Here is a 3316-nt window from a genome sequence, read left to right on the forward strand (position 1 = left end):
GCCGCTGGGGGCTCCGGTGGAACTCGAGGTGGTGGCCCGGGTGGCCGCCGCCGTCCGGCCCCTGCCAGTGCCCTGGCGCTGGCTGCCCCGGCGCGGGCCCGCCGGCTCGGCCGCTCACCGCCGGAGTCGGGGTCGGGGCACCGCCGCCGAAGCGCTGATCCGGGCCGGTCCAGGCGGGTCCGGATCCCGGTTGGCCGCCGAAACCAGCGCCGGGCGGTGGCGGTCCCCCGGCCGGCCGGCCGCCGCCTCGGCCGGGACCGGAGCCACCCGCCGGTGCGACGCTGACCCGCCAGGTCCCGCCGATCTTCTCTGCCAGCGCGGTGCAGAACACCTCGGCGTTGTTGCCCTGCCCGAACATCCGCCCCATCGGTGTGCTGGCGAAGGCCAGGATCACCTCGTCACCGCGCACATCGGCGACGGCGGCGTGGTCCTTCAGGATCGCGTGCGTCTTACGGCTGCGACGGCCGGCGAGCAGGAGAACCTCGTCCCACAGCAGCCGCAGGCCCGCGGCATCGATCCGCCCGCCGCTCGGCCCGGCCCCGCCGCTCGGCCCGGCCCCGCCGCTCTGCCCGGGGCCGCCGCCTCCTGGCGGTGGCCCGAACCCGGCGCCTGCTGGTGGTGGCCCGTAGCCGGCACCACGGGTCGGGACACCCGCGCTCATCCCGCCGGCCGCCGGGGCCGGACTCCACGAGCCGCCGGCCGGACCCTGGGAGGTGGGCGCCGCAGCGGCCCGCGCCGGTAGAGCGGGCGCCGGGCGGGCGGGTGCCGACTCCCGCGCGGGACCCGCCGCGCCGTCCGGGCCGGCCGGGCCATCGCCACCGCCGAACGGGGAACCGGCCGCCACCGGGCCCGCGCCGATCCCGGGCGCCGACGCCAGGTGACCGGCAGCCGGGTCGGGCGCGGCGAGCACGGAGCGGCGCTCCAGCCGTTCCAGCCGGGTCAGCAGCGCCGCCGGGTCCGCCGAGGCCGCGGGCAGCAGCGCGCGGGCGAGGATCAGTTCGAGCATCAGCCGTGGGCTCGTCGTGCCTCGCATCTCGACCAGGCCGCCGTGCAGCACGTCGGCCGTGCGGGACAGCTCCGCGGGGCCGACCGCGGCGGCCTGCGCGCGCATCCGGTCGATCTGGTCGGGGGAGAAGGACTCGAGTAGCCCGCGGGCGTCGGCGTCCGGGACGGCGGCCATCACGATCAGGTCGCGGAACCGGTCGAGGAGGTCGGTGGCGAAGCGCCGCGGGTCGTGCCCGGCGGAGACGACCTTGTCGACGACGGTGAACAGGGCGGCACCGTCGCGCTGCGCGAGCGCGTCGACGGTCTCGTCGAGCAGGACCCCGTCGGTCATACCGAGAAGGGTCACGGCGCGGTCGTAGTGCAGGCCGTCGTCGTCCGCCCCGGCGAGCAGCTGGTCGAGGACGGACAGCGAGTCCCGGACCGATCCCGCCCCGGCCCGCACGACCAGCGGCAGCACCGTCGGGTCGACGGTGACGCCCTCCTGCTTGCAGATGGACGCCAGGTGGGTGCGCAGCACACCCGGCGGGACGAGCCGGAAGGCGTAGTGGTGGGTGCGGGATCGGATCGTCGGGATGACCTTGTCCGGCTCGGTCGTGGCGAAGACGAACTTCAGGTACGGCGGCGGCTCCTCGACGACCTTCAGCAGGGCGTTGAACGCCGCGGTCGTCACCATGTGCGCCTCGTCGACCACGAAGACCTTGAAGCGGGCCGACGCCGGTGCGAAGAAGGCCCGTTCGCGCAGGTCACGGGCATCGTCGACGAGGCCGTGGGAGGCGGCGTCAATCTCGGTGACGTCCATCGAGGCGCCGGTGCGGATGCCGACGCACTCGTCGCACACGCCGCAGGGCTCGGGGGTGGGGCCCCGCTCGCAGTTCAGCGAGGCGGCGAGGATCCGGGCCGAGGACGTCTTCCCGCAGCCCCGCGGCCCGCTGAACAGGTAGGCGTGGTGCAGCCGGCCGGTGCGCAGGGCCTTGCGCAGCGCGTCGGTCACATGTTCCTGGCCGACCACCTGGGCGAAGGTCGCAGGACGGTACCGGTTGTACAACGCTGTGCTCACTGGCCTGCTCCGCGTGCTCGACGAGACCATCGGCGAAACGAGAGGACCCCCCGCACACCCGCCAGAGCCCGCTTACCCTTGCTGCCTTCCGGCCCTGGGGGGTTTCACGAGGGTAACGCCGCACGAGGGGTCTGCTAAGCAGTCTAGCCCGCCCACGACGATCATGAACCCGGTGGTCGCCCACCCCACCCGAACCGGCCGTCACCCGCGCCCCGGCGGTCGTCCGCACCCGGCTGCCGTCCGCGGCAGCAGCCGGCCGGTCGCGTGGCCGGGCGACCTCGCGTCCACGGATCGGCGACGATCAGATAGTCTCATCGACGGAGGATTCGCCTAGTGGCCTAGGGCGCACGCTTGGAAAGCGTGTTGGGGGCAACCCCTCGAGAGTTCGAATCTCTCATCCTCCGCCGTGATCGCCTCGGGCGCTTCCCTGCGCTACCAGCGGGAATCTCGCCCTCGTCAGCCGAAACGACCCTCTCCGCGGGTTCGGTGCCCACTTGGTGCCCGCGGCGCGCGGAGCGGGCACCACCGCCGCCACCGCTTCGGCCGTCTTCTGGCCGGACGAGCGCAGCATGTGGACGTACAGGTTCCCGGTGATCGATGCCGACGAGTGCCGCAGATCGTGAAGCCGCCGACGGGACAGCAGCGACCAGCCGAGTTCGGCATCCACCCCGATGTCGACCGGCAGGGGAGCGGCGAGCGTCAGCCGGGCCCGGGTGCCGCTCATCCGCACGGCGGACACGACGGTGACCTCCCCGACCGGTTCCCGGTCGACGTAGAGCGGCTAGGTCCCCACCGGCTCCCGGTAGCGCATCCCGACCACGATCTCGGTGGCACCGGCCGCCGCCGGCGCCCGCACCGTCGTGCACAACCCCGCGCGGCGGGCGATCTGCCACATGCGACGGGTTACCCACTGCGGGTCGAGGTACCGCCCATCCGGACGGGTGAACATCAACTCCTTGAGCTGAACCGGCTTCCCATGCTCGTTGGGCAGGATGCCGTTGTCCCACCCGGCGCCGGCCTCTTCCCGCTCGGCGTCCTGCGCGAGCCTTCATCCAGGGCCGGCCAGGACGCGCCGCACGCCTCACCGCGGCGAAGACCGGCATATCCCCAGAGCTGGCAGGAACTTCGACGAGCGGAACCGGCGGTACGTTCCCGCCGGTCCGGGACCGTGCCGCCCCATCGGGTGGCGTACAACGTGCCCATGGTGGACAGCGGGGGATCGGCCCGGCGGGCTGGTCGGCGGTGGTTGTGGGC

General features: G+C 74.1%; 3 protein-coding genes, 1 tRNA gene and 1 other RNA gene. 1 reads left to right on the forward strand and 4 read right to left on the reverse strand.

Translation table 11 applies throughout. The features are described 5' to 3' along the window. Both NBZ83_RS30995 and ffs read right to left on the reverse strand, forming a co-directional pair. Nucleotides 1-2062, reverse strand: a 2062-nt coding sequence (locus NBZ83_RS30995; RefSeq protein WP_261576396.1) for a DNA polymerase III subunit gamma and tau, incomplete at its 3' end; no start/stop codon positions are given. A 38-nt stretch (nt 2063-2100) separates the two neighbouring features. Further along, nucleotides 2101-2197: signal recognition particle sRNA small type (ffs, locus tag NBZ83_RS31000), an RNA gene on the reverse strand. A gap of 184 nt (nt 2198-2381) precedes the next feature. Between ffs and NBZ83_RS31005 the strand changes: the two genes are divergently transcribed. Further along, nucleotides 2382-2466, forward strand: a tRNA-Ser gene (locus NBZ83_RS31005). Here the strand turns inward: NBZ83_RS31005 and NBZ83_RS31010 are convergent. Continuing rightward, nucleotides 2457-2801: a hypothetical protein gene (locus tag NBZ83_RS31010; RefSeq protein WP_261576397.1), complete on the reverse strand. Its 345-nt coding sequence runs from the start codon at nt 2799-2801 to the stop codon at nt 2457-2459. The two genes, NBZ83_RS31005 and NBZ83_RS31010, sit on opposite strands and share 10 nt — an antisense overlap. 42 nt (nt 2802-2843) lie before the next feature. After that, on the reverse strand, nt 2844-3011 hold the full coding sequence (locus NBZ83_RS31015) for a hypothetical protein (protein ID WP_261565679.1): 168 nt from the start codon (nt 3009-3011) through the stop codon (nt 2844-2846). Nucleotides 3012-3316 lie beyond the last annotated feature (305 nt).

Origin of the sequence: Frankia gtarii (assembly GCF_025403375.1) — a bacterium.
In the GTDB taxonomy this organism is placed as follows: Bacteria; Actinomycetota; Actinomycetes; order Frankiales; family Frankiaceae; genus Frankia; species Frankia gtarii.